A 16,205-nucleotide genomic window follows, 5' to 3' on the forward strand; every position below is an offset into this window, starting at 1 on the left:
ACATGATGCGCGTTTCCTATTTTGGATCTCGTTTGCGGCATGCGGCGTTTGCGAGCGCCTGTATAGCGACGGCTGTCGCCGTATGGACCGCGCCGCCCGCCCACGCGGCCGATAATGAATTGAACGTGTACAACTGGTCGGACTACATCGCGAAAGACACGGTCCCGGACTTCCAGAAGCAGACCGGCATTCATGTGCGATACGACAACTACGACAGCAACGACACATTGCAGGCCAAGCTGCTTGCAGGCAGTTCCGGCTATGACATCGTCGTGCCGACATCGAACTACATGGGCGCGCAGATTCAGGCCGGTGTGTATCAGAAGCTCGATAAGTCGAAGCTGCCGAACCTGGCGAATTTGAGTCCCACGCTCATGCGGATGGTCGCGGGCGCCGACCCGGGCAACCAGTACGGCGTGCCGTGGGCATTTGCGGTCATCGGCATCGGCTACAACGCGCAGGCGGTGCAGAAAGCACTCGGCGCCAACGCGCCGGTCGACACTTGGTCGCTGGTGTTCGATCCGGCCAACCTCGCGAAACTGAAGGAATGCGGCGTGTCGTTCCTCGACGAATCGGTCGATGTGTTCGCGGCGGCGCTTCAATACATGCACAAGGATCCGAACAGCACCAACCCGGCCGATTACCAGGCCGCATTCGAGATGCTCAAGAAAGTGCGGCCCTACGTGACGGAATTCAACTCGTCCGGTTATATCAACGATCTTGCGAATAGCGACGTCTGTGTCTCAATCGGCTTCGCTGGCGACGTGGGTATCGCGCATCGGCGCAGCGCCGAGGCCAAACATCCGTTCGACATCAAGTTCTCGAACGTCAAGGAAGGTGGCCTGGTTGCGTTCGACATGATGGCGATTCCCAAGGACGCACCGCACCCTGAGGCGGCGCTCAAGTGGATCAACTACATCGAAGACCCGAAGGTGAACGCGGCAATCACCAATGAAGTGTATTACCCGACGGCCAATGTGCCCGCGCGCAAGTTCGTCACGCCTGCCATTGCGCAGGACCTGTCGGTCTATCCGCCGGACGACGTGTTCAAGAAGATGACGTTGATGAAGCCGAAGCCGATTGAAATTCTACGGCTTGAAAACCGGCTGTGGTCACAACTTAAAAATATTCATTGTGTGTGAGGGGCCGGTGGATGCTCGTTCAATTTCCCGAGACCAACTTGAGTCCGACAACGCCTGCGAGAATAAGAACAATGCAGAGCACCCTCATCGGCGCAGCGGAGTCGCCCAGCACGACCATGCCCAGTATCGCGGTACCCGCCGCTCCGATGCCGGTCCAGACCGCGTAGCCTGTCCCCACTGGCAGCGTACGGAGCGAGATTGAAAGAAGAAAGACACTCGACAGGCCGGTGGCGACCGTGAACAGTGCGGGTGTCAATCGCGTGAAACCTTCAGACCACTTCATGCCAAAGGCGAATGCGATCTCAAGAATACCGGCGATACTAAGTAATGCCCATGACATGGGTGACAGATCCGTTCGTTGAATCGCCAGGTGTGGCTGCCGCCGAAGCGGGAGCCACATCCGGCTCGATCCACTGATGTAAATGTGGGCCGGAAAGCTTCAACCCCGGCCACTCCTTGAAGAAGCGAACGCCACCGAATAGACACTGCCATGCGTGAGGCGTCCGCTAATGGGGAACTCAAGCTTTGGAAGCAGCAGCCGGGGGCGTACGGAACGTGATCCCGAATCGATTGAAGGCGTTCATCAATCCGATCGCGTAGGTCAGATCCGCGAGTTCCTTGTCGCTGAATTCTGCGGCCGCGGCTTCATACTCGGCGTCGGGAACGTGGGTTTCGGCCACACGCGTTACCGTTTCCGCCCAGGCGAGCGCGACCCGTTCGCGGGTACTGAAGACTTCACCCGAATCGCGCCACACGGGCACGAGTACGAGCTTGTCGACCGTCACGCCGAGCTTGAGCAGATCGCGGGTGTGCATATCGATGCAAAATGCGCAGCCATTGATTTGCGAAACACGTAGATACACGAGATCGACGAGTTCTTGTGAAAGGCCGGACTTCTGAAGCGTGACGTACACGCCTCCGAAGGCCTTGTAACCTTCCGGCGAGGCTTTGGCGTAGTCGATACGATGGCTCATGACGAATCCCTTTGTTTGATGATTGAGAGACTCTATCGTGATGCATCTTGGCCTATGGTAGAAGAACCATAAACCGTCTTATCAACTAGGCCATGATTGCGCCTGTCTTGACGGTTGCCGCGGCCGTTAAATCAGCGTCAAAATACGTCTACCGAGATTTTCGGCGGTGCGCTGCGTGTCGATATTCGTGAAGCTGAGAAGTAAGGCCGAAGCTCCATCAGTGCCCATGGTCCAGTCCGTCAACGCTTCCGCGTACAGGCCGTCTTCCCGCATGCGTGCAACGAACCGGCGATCCGAGCGTCGACCTTGCAATCGCAAGATCAAGTGCATTCCCCCTGGTTGCGAATCGATCCGCATGTGTTTCCCCAGCACGCTTTCGAGGCCCGCAACCGTTGCCTCCCGACGCTCGGCATAGAGTTTCCGCATCCGCTGGATGTGGCGTGCGAAGTGCCCTTCCTTGATAAAGGCAGTGACGATGGCCTGCGTAAGTTCCGGACTACCGCCCGCAAAAGCCTGAATGATTTGCTCGAACCGCTCGACCTGCGTTTCCGGCACGACAAGATAGGCAAGCCGGATACTCGGAAGAAGTACCTTGCTGAACGTGCCTGCATAGAGAACTCGTCCATCGCGGTCCAGGCTTTTTAAAGCGGGTAGAGGACGGCTGACATACCGGTACTCGCCGTCGTAGTCATCCTCGATGATCCATGCGTTATTCCGAGTGGCCCAGTCCAGCAATGCCTGACGGCGGGGCAACGATAAAGACACGGATAGCGGACTCTGATGTGCAGGCGTGACCACCGCCGCGCGCGCCCGTGGCGCCAGCTTGAGTCCGTCGGCGACGACCATGCCGTCCCGGTCTACAGGCACCGGGACGGCTGTGATATTCATATTCCCCAACAGTTCGCGAGTAGGCGGATAGCCAGGATTTTCAAGCCAAACGCGGTCTCCTGCCTTCAGCAGCGCATGAGCAATCAACTCGATCGTATGTCGATATCCCGACGTCACGAATATCTGCGAAGGAGAGCAGTTGATGCCGCGCGAAACCTGAAGATAGGCCGCGATCTCGGTACGCAGTTCCGGCAGGCCGTATACAGACGGGTGAACCATGTCCGATGGTTGCATGGCACGTACGCATCGCGCGCCCAGGCGTGCCCAGATTTTTCGCGGAAACGCATCCAGAGCGGGCAAGCCCATCTGGAACGGCCAGATCGAATCCGGACGAAAACTGGGCGCGGCCATGCTGCTATCGGGCCGTGGCATCGCGCTGGCAACGGGCGTTCGCGGTTTGAGGCCGGGCGTCACGATGGTTCCAGCCTGACCACGCGGCTGGATATATCCCTCTGCCGCTAGTAGAGAATAAGCAGCCTCAATAGTGCCTCTTGCCAAACCCAGTTCCTTGGTCAGCGCACGCGCCGAAGGTATTCGATCGCCCGGTTTCAACACCCCGCTGGCGATCGCGGCGCGAAACCGATCGTAGATCTGTCTATAAAACGGGGCGGCCGCTGTCGGATCCAACGGCGAGATGCTGCTGCTCTTGGCGACGGGCATATGGACTGGTTAGCTTTACGGAAGCAGGGGAAAGGGATTACGCCATGATGAACCGGAGTGACCGCTCGAAGCAATCTAAAACGACGGTGAGCGAGCCTGCGGAATTATGGCCCAGTTGATATGTCGATTCATGGACCTTTTTGATCGGCCATGCGGTTTGTAGAATGGTCGCCTGTATCGTGCTTCAGAGTTGCACCGCCTTGTGGGAGGCCTAGGGGCGTCCAGAGTTCGAAGCGACGGAGTTCAGACGTTGTGGTCATTGGAACGCCCATGCACAACCTGAGCGTTCCTTCTGCGTTGACAGCGTGGATAGATCACGTGGTCCGAGCCCGTCGAACTTTCAACATGACCAAGGATGGAAAAATAGGCACACTACGCGACCGTCCGGTTTTTGTTCATGTGTCCTCGGGCAGAAAGTTTTCCGGGGAGCATGCGCGACAACTGGATTTTCTGACTCCCTATCTAAAGCTCATTCTGTGCACCACCGGGCTGCATGATCTGACTTTTTTCTCCTTCGAAGGAACAGGCGCGGGACCGAAAGTCGTCGCCGAGGCGACGCGCAAGACCGATCAAGCGCTGCAAGCGCACTTTGTTTCGCTTTGCCTCGGATCTGAATGCAATCTTTTGCCGTCACTATAAGGGAGTTCACACGCGGTATGCCGACACGTTCAATCAAAAGCGTCGCCGTGTTTTGTGGATCAAACTACGGCGCTAGCGAAGAATTCGCTGACGGTGCGCGAGCACTCGGTCGGGCTTTGGGAAAAGCGGGAATAACCGTCGTCTATGGCGGAACGACAAAAGGTCTGATGGGCGTTGCCGCCGATGCTGCTCTGGCTGCAGGCGGCAACGTACATGGTGTGATTACCCAAAGCCTGCATCAGCGCGGGCACTCGCATTCGGGTCTGACTCACCATGAAATCGTGCAGACCTTGCGTAGCCGGAAAGAACGAATGGTCGAGCTTGCTGATGCATTCGTCGCCCTGCCAGGAGGCATCGGCACCATTGAAGAACTGATGGAGGTGTGGACGATGAATCAACTCTCGGAGATCGACAAACCTGTGGGTCTATTGAACACTGCCGGGTTCTTCGCAGCATTTCTGGGATTTATCGACCATATGGTCGACACGAAATTCCTGCCGGCGGCGCATCGGCATTCGATTTCCGTGGATGCAGACGCAAGCGCCTTGATAGAAAAACTTCACAACTACGCACGTGTCGACGTGCCCAAGTGGCTGTAACGTCCATTAGGGCCGACCAGGAGCACTGTGCGGTAGGCCATCGCCTGGCCGGCACACATCTTCAACCTTCAGCCAGCGCCCATGGTTCGTGCGCATACGCGTTTCACGTACGAACTCCAACGTCCATGTTCAACTCGCCGATGAATAGACAAGGCGACTCAGTCGGCCGCGGCGGGTTGTTGGAATGGAAGGGCGAACTCAGCGTCCGAAGATGTAGCGATGAAGCTTGCCAACCTATCCCGTAGCGCCGCCGGCGGAAGCCAAGGATAAAGCAACGACGCTTGCAGCGCGTTCAACTTTTCCGCGTGCGGGTCGGAGACGGCATCCATGCGTTCGATATGAATGTGTAGCTGGACGATCCGATCCGCGTGGCCGGTCTCGTTTGCGAAGCGCCACCGATACACACCTTTCCCGATCCGCAGCGACTCGTTTTCCCTCTGCCGCATGACGACGAGCCACGGCATAGCGCAGACTCGACCTTCGTCCACCTGCGGTTCTGCGCACACATAGTAGGTCCGGCATCGGTCGAAGCGTTCGCCGAAGTCGGCCACCAGCGTTTTGGCGATCGCCGGCGCGCCGAGCACGCGACGGGGAAAATCGATGTCGTCGGTTGCAATCGAAAAGGTCAGTTCAGCGCCGGACGAGAAGCATTCGGAGATCAACTCCGGCTGATTCAGATCCTTGGCACGAAGGTAGCATTCAAGCAGTGACCGAACAGACGAAGACGAGAGGGAAGTATTCATAGATCAGCCTCAGATCGAAGTGAGAGGAGCCGGGAGGACCGCTCCGGGCAGAGCGTGCTCACCTTTGAAGTATAATTACCTTCCAAAGGTAAAAGCGCACGCGGCACTCGGAGTGGAGAGGTTATGGCTAAGAGTCAAGATGAGGTTGTTCTGACGGTAACAAACCCAGCCTGTCTGGTCGACGGCTCGGATGCGGAGTTTCGGCATCTGGTGAATGGGTTGCTACCTTTCGCGGCGCGCTTGCTGTCGGTTCGGGATGGGTTCGGCACGCTGATCGGCCTCACGGGAATTCAGTATTCGTTGCTTATCGCGATCGCCCAGCTTTCGCACGACGATGTCGTCACGGTCAACCAGTTGGCGGACCACCTGCATTTGAGCGGAGCGTTCATTACCATCGAAACCGGCAAGCTCAAAAAACTGGGCTTGATCGACAAACGCTCCCATCCCGAAGACAAACGCAAGATGCGGCTGACCGTCACCACAGCGGGTTCCAGGCTGCTGAAAGAGCTTGCCACGAAGCAGCAGCACATCAACGACGTGCTGTTCGAAGGCGTGACCAAAACCGAGTTCAAGGTGCTTTGTTCGGTGGTGGATCGGCTGGTCGCCAACGGCGATCGCGCCACGCTCGATCTTTCGCACCTGATCGCGCGGCAGGAAAAGCGGTAGCGATTCGCCCGCCGCTGTCCGGTGTAAAGGAGCGAATCGGCACTGAGACCCTTCGCGCCACTCGCTCAATGCGCGGCCCATTGAATCGTGCTCAGATCGATCCCTTCGAGGTGCATGTCCCAAAGCGGACTCAGCGCGCGCAATTTCGCCACGGTGGTCTGCACCTGCAGGATCACCTGATCGACTTCTTCCTCCGTGGTGAACCGTCCCAGCGTGAAGCGGATCGAGCTATGTGCCAATTCATCGCTGCGGCCGAGCGCTCGCAAGACATATGAAGGCTCGAGCGAAGCCGACGTGCACGCAGATCCCGATGAGACCGCGACCCCCTTGATGCCCATGATCAAGGACTCGCCTTCCACGAAATTGAAGCTGACATTCAGGTTGTGCGGAATACGGTGCGTCATGTCGCCGTTGACGTAGACCTCTTTCATCTCCTTCAAGCCTGCCAGCAGCCGATTACGCAAGGCCTCGACGCGGCGGCTCTCGGACACCATCTCTTCCTTTGCGATTCGAAACGCTTCACCCATCCCGACGATCTGATGGGTGGGCAGCGTTCCCGAGCGCATTCCCCGCTCATGGCCGCCGCCGTGCATCTGCGCTTCGATCCGGATGCGCGGCTTGCGGCGCACATACAGGGCACCCACGCCTTTCGGGCCATACACCTTATGAGCCGTCACGGTCAGAAGGTCCACATTCAGCGCATTCACATCAATAACAATCTTGCCCGCAGCCTGCACGGCATCGCAATGAAACACGATGCCTTTGGCGCGGCACATGGCGCCGATCTCGGCAATGGGCTGCACGACGCCCGTTTCGTTGTTGACCATCATGATCGAGACGAGAATCGTGTCGGGCCGCATCGCATTCTCTAGCGCGCCTAAATCCAGCAGACCGTCCTGCCGGACGTCCAGGTAGGTCACTTCGAAACCCTGTCGTTCCAACTCACGACACGTGTCCAGTACCGCTTTGTGTTCGGTCTTCACCGTCACGATGTGGCGACCCTTTCCCTTATAGAAATTGGCCGCGCCCTTGATCGCCAGATTGTTGCCTTCGGTCGCACCGGAGGTCCAGACGATTTCACGCGCGTCCGCTCCCAGAAGCTCGGCAACCTGTGTGCGAGCCGTTTCCACGGCGTCGTCCGCTTCCCAGCCGTAACTGTGGCTGCGGGAGGCGGGGTTGCCGAAGCTCTCGTTCAGAAACGGAAGCATGGCTGCAACGACTCTCGGATCAACCGGCGTTGTTGCGCTGTAGTCCATATAAATCGGACGAGATGACTGCTTGGTTTGCATTGTTTCAATTCCAGAAGGCCCGGTCGATTCGTATCGGGTGAATGCCGGCAGTTGCAGCGAACGGAGTGTAGCGCGGAGTCAAGCGACTCCTGGTCAACATCCATCCAGCGAGTAGGGTCGTCGTTTCCATGCCAACTTCACACCGGGGTTTACGATAGCTTGATTAGCTTTATTGAACAGCATGTAATAAAAGCTAAATAACAAAGCTAATGAACAACGCTTTGTGTGATGAATTCTAGCATCGCCCGGTCGGCGGTGCGCTGGAAGGAGGCCGAGATGAGTGAAAGCACTGTGACGTCCAAGGACAACGCGGACCCGCAACGTCAGTTCCGCACGGCGTTGTCGATGTTCGCGACAGGGGTGGCCGTGATCACGGCGCCTAGAAACAATGCGCCGCCTATCGGTATCACCGTGGCGTCGTTCAACTCCGTTTCGCTCGATCCGCCTTTGATTCTGTTTTCTGTCGACCGGCGAAACCTGAGCTTGCCCGACCTGAGCGCGGTCGGCACCTATGCGGTGAACGTGCTCGAGGAAGCCCAGCAGGATTTGTCGAACCGCTTCGCCAAGGCGAACAGCGACAAATGGGGAGGCATGGCCGGCGTTTCGGAAAAGCGCGCTGATGCGGTTCTTCTGCCTAACTCGCTAGCTACTTTCGAATGCGAACCCTATGCGCAGTACGACGGGGGAGATCACGTCATCTTCGTCGGTCGCGTCAAGAAATATCAAACCCGGTCGGAAGGTCGACCGCTCGTCTTCTTCGGCGGCCGGTACCACACGCTCAACGGTGCTCACCAGCCTTCCGCTTGAGCGCATAGCTGCCCCAATTTTTGGAGAACATCATGATCAAAAACGGCACTCAACATATCGCCTCCCTGCGCGATGGACGGCAGGTCTATATCAACGGTCAAGCCGTCGGCGATGTGACGGCGCATCCCGCGTTCCGTAATTCTATTCGTAGCTACGCCAATCTGTACGACTTCCAGGCTCGCCCGGAGAACGTCGAAAAGATGACCTTCGCGTCGCCCGACACCGGGCGTCGCATCAGCAAGATCTGGCAACTGCCGACCTCATATGACGAACTGGTCGAGCGGCGGGCCGCGCTCGAAGCATGGACGGAACTCCATTACGGCTTCATGGGCCGTTCGCCGGATCACGTCGCTTCGTGCATCTCGGGCATGTACATGGGCATCGAGGTGTTCGAGCAGTACGACCCGGCGCGCGCCGGCGCCTTGCGCGATTACTACAAGTACGCACGCGACAATGACCTCTTTCTCACCTATGTGATCGTCAATCCGCAAGCCAATCAGGCCAAAGCGGCGCACGAGCAGGAAGACAAATATCTGGCCGTCGGTATCGTCGATCAGGACGCGGAAGGCATCACCGTGCGCGGCGCGAAGATGCTCGCCACCAGCGCCATCATGGCGAACGAGGTTTTCTGCAGTTGCATCCAGCCGCTGCGCCCGGGCGACGAGATGTATGCACTGTCGTTCGCCATACCCATGAACGCCAAGGGTATGAAGGTGATGTCGCGCAAGTCGTACGAAGAGAACTCGCCTTCGGTTTTCGACAATCCTCTGTCGAGCCGGTACGACGAAAACGACGCGGTGCTGTACTTCGACGATGTCAAAGTGCCGTGGGAGCGCATCTTCGTGGCCGGCGACGTGGCGATGTGCGCGAAGCAATTCCACGCGACGCCCGCCCACAGCTATCAGAACTATCAGTGCCAGGTACGCCTGATGGTCAAGTTGCGCTTCCTCGTCGGTCTCGCGCTGAAGATCACGGAAATCAACGGGACCAACAGCTTCCCGCAGGTCCGCGAAACGTTGGGGCAACTCGCCTCTGAAGCGTCGATGGTGGAGGCGTGGGTCTACGGTATGGAGGCGAAAGGCCACGTGGAAAACGGCTACTTCGTACCGGACCGCAACATGCTTTACGGCTCGCAGGTGGTGACCCAGCAACTGTATTCGAAGGTGCTCAACACGCTGCGCGAACTGGCTGGCGGCGGAATGATCATGCTGCCGTCGAGCATTCGCGACTTCGAGAATCCGGACCTCCTGCGCATCATAGAAAAGACCCAGAAGTCACCTGTCTGCAGCCCGGAGGAACGCGTCAAGTTCTTCAAGCTCGCGTGGGACGCCGTCGGCTCCGAGTTCGCGTCGCGCCACAACCAATACGAACTGTTCTATGCGGGCGCGTCGTTCGTCACGAAGGGCCACGCATTTCGCACGTACGACTGGCCGCGCGCGACGGGCCTCGTCGACGAGATGTTGTCGAGCTACTCGCTCGGCGCCGAACTCGCGACCTTGCAGGCCGCCTGATTTCGCATTGCACCGATTCCAACTCACACAGGAGAGCAGCATGGCAATCAACAAACTTCATGACGAGTTTCACACGCTGGAAATGCAGCAGGGCTGGCAATTGCCGGAAGGCTACGATCCCGCTTCCGGCGCGCAGGAACTGATTCTTTCCGGCTCGCTGGATACGGACAAGAGGAAAGGCAGCCGCACGCGTTTGCTGCGCTTGCCTGCCGGGCTCTTTACGAAAAAGGCCTTTGTGCACGACTACTGGGAAGAAGTGTTTCTGGTGGAAGGTGACCTGACGGTCGGCAACGACGAGGTCGGCCAGGGCGGCACGCCGTTCAAGGGCTACACCTATGCGGTGCGGCCGCCTGGCGCCTACCACGGTCCGTTCAAGTCGGAAAAGGGCTGTGTGCTGCTCGAGATTCACTACTTCGATCCGGCCTGATCATGTTGCCCGCCATCGACGCCCTGCGTATTCAACTCGCCAATCGCCATCTCGACGCACAGGCGCTGCTCGCCTCATGTGTCGAGACCATTGAAGCCGATGTGGGTGGGGGCCTGAGAGTCTTCCCGCATGGCATCAGTCCCGCGGCGGCGACGCAGGCGATAACGAGCGATGCGTTGCGTCGATACGGCGTCGCGGGCCCGCTCGCCGGCATCCCGATTTCGGTCAAGGATCTCTTCGATGTACAAGGTGAGATCACCCGAGCGGGGGCACGCGTTCTGCCCGAGCACGCAGCCACGCGCGACGCCGTGGCGATTGGCCGGTTGCGTGCGGCCGGCGCCGTATTCGTGGGCCGCACCAACATGACAGAGTTCGCGTACTCGGGGCTCGGCATCAATCCGCACTACGGGACGCCGGCCAATCCATTCGATCGCGAGACAGCGCGCATTCCCGGCGGGTCGTCGTCCGGTGCGGCGGTGTCGGTGGCGGACGGCATGGCGGCAGCCGCGATCGGCTCGGACACGGGCGGCTCGTGCCGGATTCCCGCGGCCTTGTGCGGCGTGACCGGTTTCAAGCCCACCGCGTCGCGTATTCCACTGGACGGCGCGGTGCCCTTGTCGTGCAGTTACGACTCGGTCGGATCGATGGCGCCGAGCGTCGCGTGCTGTGCCTCGATCGATTCGGTCATGGCAGGCGAAACGGGCGCGCCAACGCCGCTATCTTCGGTACGTGGCTTGCGCCTCGCCGTGCCGGCGAAACCGGTGCTCGACGACACGGACGCGCACGTGGCCAGCGCATTCGAGCGCACGCTCTCCCGACTCGCGGCAGCCGGCGCGATTCTGCGAGAAGTGGAATTCGACAGCTGGAACGCACTCGCCGAGTTGACGCTGCACGGCGGACTGGTAGCGGCCGAAGCGTGGGCGTGGCACGTGAATATGATTTGCAACCAGGCGAATCAGTATGACCCGCGGGTTCTGTCCCGCATCCGTTTTGGCAGCCAGCAAAGCACAGCCGAATATCTCCGCACCAAAGCTCGCCGCTCGCTGCTGTGCAGGCAAGCCGATGTCGAATTGCAGCCATTCGATGCCGTGGTGTGTCCGACCGTGCCCATTATCGCGCCCCGCATCGCTGAGCTTGCCGACGAGCGTGTCTATACATCGACAAATCGGCTGCTACTGCGCAATCCGTCGATTGCCAACATGCTCGATCTATGCGCCTTGTCCATTCCATGTCACGAGGCGGGCCGCGCGCCCGTCGGCGTGATGTTGATGGGACGGTACATGAGCGACCGGCGTCTGCTCGCAATCGGCGCGGGTGTCGAAGCGATTCTGCGTCGAACCGGCTGACGTCGCGTGCTGGTCAGCCGTCGGCCACCACGCTCGCTATTCATATCAAGGAGGAGTCCATGTTCAAACGTCTCGTACTCACTGCGGTGCCAGCCGCGGCGATGCTGTGCGCCGCTCTATCCCATGCCGCCGATCCGGTCATGACCAATGGCGGCGTGGTGAAAATCGGTGTGCTCACCGATATGTCTTCCATCTTCTCCGACATCGGCGGAAAGGGCTCAGTTGTCGCCGCGCAGATGGCCGCTGAGGATTTCGGTGGAAAGATCAATGGCGTCCCCATCAAAGTGATCAGCGCCGATCATCAGAACAAGACCGATGTGGCCGCCACGGTCGCGCGGGACTGGTTCGATAACCAGCACGTGGACATGGTGGAGGACTTGTTGCCTTCCTCCGTCGCGCTGGCGGTGTCGAACGTGGCGAAGGAAAAGCATCGGATCGCCATTGCAAGCGGCGCCGGAACCACGCGGCTCAGCAATGAAGATTGCTCGCCGTACACGATTCAGTACTCGTACGACACGTATGCGTTCACCACGAGCCTCGTGAAGTCGATGGCGCGCAGCGGCGACAGCACCTGGTTCTTTCTGACCGTCGACTATGCGCTCGGTGCTTCGCTGGAAAAGGACGCGGCCGCCGCGCTGACGGCATCCGGAGGCAAGGTGGTGGGCAAGGCAAAGCATCCGATCAACTCTTCGGATCTGTCGTCCTATCTGTTGCAGGCTCAGGCATCGAAAGCAAAGGTGATCGGCCTTGCCAACGCCGGCAGCGATACCGTGAATGCGATCAAGACGGCACGCGAGTTCGGTGTGATCGGGCAAGGTAAGCAGAAAATCGCGGGCTTGCAGCTATTCATCAGCGACATCAACAGCCTTGGCCTCCAAGCTGCGCAGGGAATGATGCTGACCACGCCCTTCTATTGGGACCGTGACGACGCGAGCCGCGCCTGGTCGCAACGCTTCTTCGCGAGAACCGGACGCATGCCGACGCTGGTCCAGGCAGGCGTCTATTCATCGACACTGCACTACCTGAAAGCCGTCAAGGCAAGCGGAACCGATGCGGCCGACACGGTCATGGCGCAAATGAGGAAGACCCCGGTCGACGATTTCTTCGCCAGGAACGGCACGATTCGCGCCGACGGCCTGATGGTCCACGACATGTATCTGGCCGAGGTCAAGAGTCCGCAGCAGTCAAAAAAGCCGTGGGACTACTACACCATCAAGCAGGTCATTCCGGCGCAGGAAGCGTTCGCGCCGCTCAGCGCGAGCCGTTGCCCGCTCGTCACCGCGAAATCCAACTGAATCGAATCGCGTGTGACCGGAGCGCCGAACGGGCACACGCCTACAAGGAGACTGTGATGAAAGAAATCTCGTTTGAGGTCGAAGACTGTCAGGGTTCGTTCGTACGAACGATCTCGATCGACACGCTGGTCATCGCCGGCTGGACTGGCCGCGATGCCGTCGCTATGGAAAAACACATTCGCGAGCTGGAAGAGTTGGGCGTCAAGCGGCCCGCCTATACACCCGTCTTTTACCGTGTCGCGGCCGACCGGCTCGAACCGACTCCGAAGATCCAGGCGACAGGCACGCAGAGCAGCGGCGAAGTGGAATTCGTTTTGTTGAAGGATGGTGGCGAAACGTTCGTCGGTATCGCATCCGACCACACCGATCGCGAAGTGGAAACCTACGGCATCACCGTATCGAAGCAGATGTGCGGCAAGCCGTGTTCACGCAAACTCTGGCGCCTGAGCGAGGTTGCTGGCCACTGGGACGAACTCGTGTTGCGTTCCTACGCGACGATCGAGGGCGAGCGCGTGCTGTATCAGCAGGGCAAGGTGACAGCCATGCGCTCGCCGCAGGATCTGCTCGACGAGTTTGCGCGTCGTGACGGCCGGTTCGTGGATGGCACGGCCATGTTGTGCGGCACGCTCGCCGCGTTCGGTGGCATCAGGCCGGCCGAGCGCTTCGACATCGAACTCGAAGATCCGATCCTGCGGCGCTCGTTGACCCATAGCTATGCAATCGAGACGCTCCCCGTGGTCGGCTGAAGCCGTCTTTTTACAACGCACGCGTCCAAGGGACGAGGAGAGCGGGTATGGCGCACACCGACCTGATTCTTGAAACCAGCAGCCTCACCAAGTCGTTCAACGGCTTCACGGCTGTCAACGAAGTCGATTTGCGCATCCGGCGCGGCACGATACACGCGCTGATCGGGCCGAACGGGGCCGGCAAGACGACCTGCTTCAACCTGCTGACCAAGTTTCTGACGCCGACATCAGGGCGGATTTTCTTCGACGGCAAGGAGATCACGCGCGCGGCGCCTGCGTCGATTGCCCGACGCGGGGTGATTCGATCGTTCCAGATCTCCGCGGTATTTCCGCATCTGAGCCCGGTGGAGAACGTGTGTGTCGGACTGCAACGCGCGCTCGGCGTGTCGTTCCGTTTCTGGATGAGTAGCGCGGTTCTCGGCCGGCTTAGGAAACGCGCGCTGGAATTGCTCGATGAAGTGGGCCTGACCGCATTTGCCGACGTCAAAACCGCTGAGCTGTCGTACGGCCACAAGCGAGCGCTCGAAATTGCCACGACGCTCGCGATGGACCCGGTTCTGATGTTGCTCGACGAACCGACGCAAGGCATGGGGCATGAGGATGTCGATCGAGTCACGGCGCTGATCAAGAAGGTATCGACCGGTCGAACGATTTTGATGGTCGAGCACAACATGAAAATCATTTCCAGTATCTCGGACACGATCACTGTGCTGCAGCGCGGGGAGATCCTGGCGGAAGGCGCATACGAAGCCGTCGCCGCCGACCCTCGGGTACGGGAAGCCTACATGGGGACCGAAAATGGATCGCTTGAACACTGAACGCCTGAAGAGTCCGGCACCGTCCCGCGACCAGGAAGCGCCTGCCGATGTTCTGAATATCAAGGGACTGCATGCGTGGTACGGGGAATCGCACATTCTGCATGGCGTCGAGGTTCGCGCCGCACGTGGCGAGGTGGTCACGTTGTTGGGACGCAATGGCTCCGGGCGCAGCACGACGCTCAAATCCATCATGGGTCTCACCGACGCACGGCGAGGCTCGATCTGCGTGAACGGCCGGGAAACGATCGGGATGCCGCCGCAAGGTGTCGCGCGATTAGGAGTGGGTTATTGCCCGGAGGAACGCGGCATCTTCGCGGGCTTGTCGTGCGAAGAAAACCTGCTGCTGCCGCCGCGACTGCCGGTGTCGAATGCGACCGGCATGTCGCTCGAAGAGATCTACGAGATTTTTCCAAACCTCGCGGAGCGCAGAGCGAGTCAGGGCACGCGCCTGTCGGGCGGCGAGCAGCAGATGCTCGCGATTGCGCGGATTCTGCGCACAGGAGCCAACCTGCTGCTACTCGACGAAATCTCGGAGGGGCTCGCGCCCGTGATCGTCCAGACGCTCGCGCGGGTCATCACGCTTCTCAAGTCGCGCGGCTTTACGGTGTTGCTAGTCGAACAGAACTTCCGGTTTGCCGCGCCGCTCGCCGATCGCTTTTACGTGATGGAGCACGGGCAGATCGTCGAAACATTCGACGCAAGCCTTCTAGCCGCAAAGACGGGCGTGCTTCAGGAACTGCTCAACGTTTGAACAGGAAGATCATCGTGGAACTCTTTGGTATTCCGCTTACGGCGTTCTCCAGCCAACTGGTCCTCGGTCTCATGAACGGCTGCTTCTATGCCGTCTTGAGCCTGGGCTTGTCCGTCATTTTCGGGCTTCTGAACGTCATCAATTTCACGCATGGCGCGTTCTTCATGCTCGGTGCGCTATTGGCATGGATGGGCACGAACTATCTGGGTCTCGGCTATTGGCCGATGCTCATCGCCGCACCATTCGTGGCCGGCGCGTTAGGGGCGCTCGTCGAGCGGACCATGCTGCGCCGGATCTACAAGCTCGATCATCTGTACGGTCTGCTGCTCACGTTGGGCCTGACGCTGATTATAGAAGGGCTGTGCCGGTCTTTTTATGGCGCATCGGGCATGTCTTATTCCGCACCCGAAGCGTTGATGCAAGGCATGCAGCTCGGTTTCATGGTGCTGCCCGCGTATCGGGGATGGGTGGTGGTGGCGTCGTTGCTCGTGTGTGCCGGAGTCTGGTGGACGATCGAGCGTACCAACCTCGGCGCGCTGCTGCGCGCGGCGACAGAGAACCCGAAGCTGGTGGCGGCATTCGGCGTCAATGTGCCGGCCATGGTTACGTTGACTTATAGCAGCGGGGTGGCACTTGCCGCGCTGGCCGGCGTTCTCGCCGCACCCGTCATGCAGGTGTCGCCGCTGATGGGCCAGAGCGTGATCATCACCGTGTTCGCGATCGTCGTGATTGGCGGGATGGGATCGATCGCGGGGTCGGTCATGACCAGTCTGTGCCTTGGCCTGATCGAAGGGCTGACCAAGATGGTTTATCCGGAAGGGTCGGCGACAGTCGTATTCGTGATCATGGCGCTCGTGCTGCTCGTGCGCCCAAGCGGTCTTTTTGGCAATTCGAAGTGAGGCAC

The 16,205-nt window shown here is 59.4% G+C and carries 18 protein-coding genes; 13 read left to right on the plus strand and 5 right to left on the minus strand.

Features of this window, described 5'->3' with window-relative positions:
• Positions 1 to 5 precede the first annotated feature (5 nt).
• Positions 6 to 1,142 carry a polyamine ABC transporter substrate-binding protein gene (locus tag ACQKRQ_RS00780; protein ID WP_427476029.1) on the plus strand — a complete coding sequence of 379 codons (1,137 nt, stop codon included), beginning with the start codon at positions 6 to 8 and terminating at the stop codon, positions 1,140 to 1,142.
• Between the two features lie 19 nt (positions 1,143 to 1,161).
• Here ACQKRQ_RS00780 and ACQKRQ_RS00785 read toward each other — a convergent pair whose 3' ends face one another.
• The 3 genes from ACQKRQ_RS00785 to ACQKRQ_RS00795 form a co-directional block, all read right to left on the minus strand.
• On the minus strand, positions 1,162 to 1,482 hold the full coding sequence (locus ACQKRQ_RS00785; RefSeq protein WP_132378626.1) for a DMT family transporter: 321 nt from the start codon (positions 1,480 to 1,482) through the stop codon (positions 1,162 to 1,164).
• Between the two features lie 178 nt (positions 1,483 to 1,660).
• Positions 1,661 to 2,116: a carboxymuconolactone decarboxylase family protein gene (locus ACQKRQ_RS00790; RefSeq protein WP_132378624.1), complete on the minus strand. Its 456-nt coding sequence runs from the start codon at positions 2,114 to 2,116 to the stop codon at positions 1,661 to 1,663.
• 126 nt (positions 2,117 to 2,242) lie between these two features.
• Positions 2,243 to 3,664, minus strand: coding sequence for a PLP-dependent aminotransferase family protein (locus ACQKRQ_RS00795; RefSeq protein ID WP_427474682.1), 1,422 nt, complete (start codon positions 3,662 to 3,664; stop codon positions 2,243 to 2,245).
• Positions 3,665 to 3,814: 150 nt separating this feature from the next.
• Between ACQKRQ_RS00795 and ACQKRQ_RS00800 the strand changes: the two genes are divergently transcribed.
• Both ACQKRQ_RS00800 and ACQKRQ_RS00805 read left to right on the plus strand, forming a co-directional pair.
• Complete coding sequence (locus ACQKRQ_RS00800; protein WP_427474683.1) at positions 3,815 to 4,303, plus strand: FMN-dependent NADH-azoreductase; 489 nt, start codon at positions 3,815 to 3,817, stop codon at positions 4,301 to 4,303.
• Positions 4,279 to 4,902: a TIGR00730 family Rossman fold protein gene (locus tag ACQKRQ_RS00805; RefSeq protein WP_427474684.1), complete on the plus strand. Its 624-nt coding sequence runs from the start codon at positions 4,279 to 4,281 to the stop codon at positions 4,900 to 4,902. Before ACQKRQ_RS00800 ends, ACQKRQ_RS00805 begins: the two co-directional genes overlap by 25 nt.
• A 158-nt stretch (positions 4,903 to 5,060) precedes the next feature.
• Here the strand turns inward: ACQKRQ_RS00805 and ACQKRQ_RS00810 are convergent, their stop codons facing one another.
• On the minus strand, positions 5,061 to 5,645 hold the full coding sequence (locus tag ACQKRQ_RS00810; RefSeq protein WP_427474685.1) for a nuclear transport factor 2 family protein: 585 nt from the start codon (positions 5,643 to 5,645) through the stop codon (positions 5,061 to 5,063).
• Positions 5,646 to 5,768: 123 nt separating this feature from the next.
• On the opposite strand from ACQKRQ_RS00810, the gene ACQKRQ_RS00815 reads away from it, so the two are divergent.
• Positions 5,769 to 6,311: a MarR family winged helix-turn-helix transcriptional regulator gene (locus tag ACQKRQ_RS00815; protein ID WP_427474686.1), complete on the plus strand. Its 543-nt coding sequence runs from the start codon at positions 5,769 to 5,771 to the stop codon at positions 6,309 to 6,311.
• Between the two features lie 65 nt (positions 6,312 to 6,376).
• On the opposite strand, the gene ACQKRQ_RS00820 is transcribed toward ACQKRQ_RS00815, so the two are convergent.
• On the minus strand, positions 6,377 to 7,600 hold the full coding sequence (locus ACQKRQ_RS00820) for an IscS subfamily cysteine desulfurase (RefSeq protein WP_427474687.1): 1,224 nt from the start codon (positions 7,598 to 7,600) through the stop codon (positions 6,377 to 6,379).
• A gap of 276 nt (positions 7,601 to 7,876) precedes the next feature.
• On the opposite strand from ACQKRQ_RS00820, the gene ACQKRQ_RS00825 reads away from it, so the two are divergent.
• Genes ACQKRQ_RS00825 through ACQKRQ_RS00865 form a run of 9 tightly spaced genes read left to right on the plus strand, consistent with a single transcriptional unit; the run spans position 7,877 to position 16,200 of the window.
• Positions 7,877 to 8,407, plus strand: a complete 531-nt coding sequence (locus ACQKRQ_RS00825) for a flavin reductase family protein (RefSeq protein WP_408180309.1) — start codon at positions 7,877 to 7,879, stop codon at positions 8,405 to 8,407.
• Positions 8,408 to 8,439: 32 nt separating this feature from the next.
• On the plus strand, positions 8,440 to 9,918 hold the full coding sequence (locus tag ACQKRQ_RS00830; RefSeq protein ID WP_408180285.1) for a 4-hydroxyphenylacetate 3-hydroxylase family protein: 1,479 nt from the start codon (positions 8,440 to 8,442) through the stop codon (positions 9,916 to 9,918).
• Between the two features lie 40 nt (positions 9,919 to 9,958).
• A complete protein-coding gene (locus ACQKRQ_RS00835) occupies positions 9,959 to 10,345 on the plus strand; it encodes a cupin domain-containing protein (RefSeq protein WP_408314180.1) in 387 nt (128 codons plus the stop codon).
• A gap of 2 nt (positions 10,346 to 10,347) precedes the next feature.
• Positions 10,348 to 11,691: an amidase gene (locus tag ACQKRQ_RS00840; RefSeq protein ID WP_427474688.1), complete on the plus strand. Its 1,344-nt coding sequence runs from the start codon at positions 10,348 to 10,350 to the stop codon at positions 11,689 to 11,691.
• 59 nt (positions 11,692 to 11,750) lie between these two features.
• Entirely contained in the window at positions 11,751 to 12,986 is a 1,236-nt protein-coding gene (locus ACQKRQ_RS00845) for an ABC transporter substrate-binding protein (protein WP_427474689.1), read from the plus strand.
• Between the two features lie 56 nt (positions 12,987 to 13,042).
• Positions 13,043 to 13,732: a DUF2848 domain-containing protein gene (locus tag ACQKRQ_RS00850; RefSeq protein WP_427474690.1), complete on the plus strand. Its 690-nt coding sequence runs from the start codon at positions 13,043 to 13,045 to the stop codon at positions 13,730 to 13,732.
• A 47-nt stretch (positions 13,733 to 13,779) separates the two neighbouring features.
• On the plus strand, positions 13,780 to 14,550 hold the full coding sequence (locus ACQKRQ_RS00855; protein WP_427474691.1) for an ABC transporter ATP-binding protein: 771 nt from the start codon (positions 13,780 to 13,782) through the stop codon (positions 14,548 to 14,550).
• The gene (locus ACQKRQ_RS00860; protein ID WP_427474692.1) at positions 14,531 to 15,301 is read left to right on the plus strand and encodes an ABC transporter ATP-binding protein; all 771 of its coding nucleotides are present in this window, start codon (positions 14,531 to 14,533) and stop codon (positions 15,299 to 15,301) included. The genes ACQKRQ_RS00855 and ACQKRQ_RS00860 overlap by 20 nt, the downstream gene beginning before the upstream one ends.
• 14 nt (positions 15,302 to 15,315) lie before the next feature.
• Complete coding sequence (locus tag ACQKRQ_RS00865) at positions 15,316 to 16,200, plus strand: branched-chain amino acid ABC transporter permease (RefSeq protein ID WP_427474693.1); 885 nt, start codon at positions 15,316 to 15,318, stop codon at positions 16,198 to 16,200.
• The last annotated feature ends 5 nt before the right edge of the window (positions 16,201 to 16,205 follow it).

This window comes from Paraburkholderia sp. NPDC080076 (genome assembly GCF_050281145.1).
Lineage (GTDB): Bacteria > Pseudomonadota > Gammaproteobacteria > Burkholderiales > Burkholderiaceae > Paraburkholderia.